The 523-nt window shown below is 52.8% G+C and carries 1 rRNA gene; it reads left to right on the top strand.

Annotation, left to right across the window (positions count from 1 at the left end):
- A 23S ribosomal RNA gene (locus FCN15_RS19075) occupies positions 1-523 on the top strand; the annotation flags it as partial.

The raw sequence follows: 523 nt of genomic DNA, 5'->3' as shown, positions 1-523 counted from the left end.
CTAAGTACCCTGAGGAAGAGAAAACAAGTAGTGATTCCGTCAGTAGCGGCGAGCGAACGCGGAAGAGCCTAAACCAAGAGGCTTGCCTCTTGGGGTTGTGGGACGTCTCACATGGAGTTACAAAGGATTGGGGTAGGCGAAGAGGTCTGGAAAGGCCCGCTAGAAGAGGTAAAAGCCCTGTAACCGAAAGTTCAATCCCTCCGAGACGGATCCCGAGTAGTGCGGGGCACGTGAAATCCCGTATGAATCTGCCAGGACCATCTGGTAAGGCTAAATACTCCCTAGTGACCGATAGCGAAGCAGTACCGTGAGGGAAAGGTGAAAAGCACCCCGGAAGGGGAGTGAAACAGAACCTGAAACCGTGTGCTTACAAGAAGTCAGAGTCCTCTATATGGATGATGGCGTGCCTTTTGTAGAATGAACCGGCGAGTTACGTTCCCGTGCAAGGTTAAGGTGAAAAGCCGCAGCCGCAGCGAAAGCGAGTCTGAATAGGGCGACTAAGTACGTGGGCGTAGACCCGAAA

The organism is Paenibacillus pinistramenti, from assembly GCF_005869875.1.
GTDB lineage: Bacteria > Bacillota > Bacilli > Paenibacillales > Paenibacillaceae > Fontibacillus > Fontibacillus pinistramenti.
Note: the sequence above shows the minus strand (reverse complement) of the source record. Positions and strands in the feature narration are given on the sequence as shown.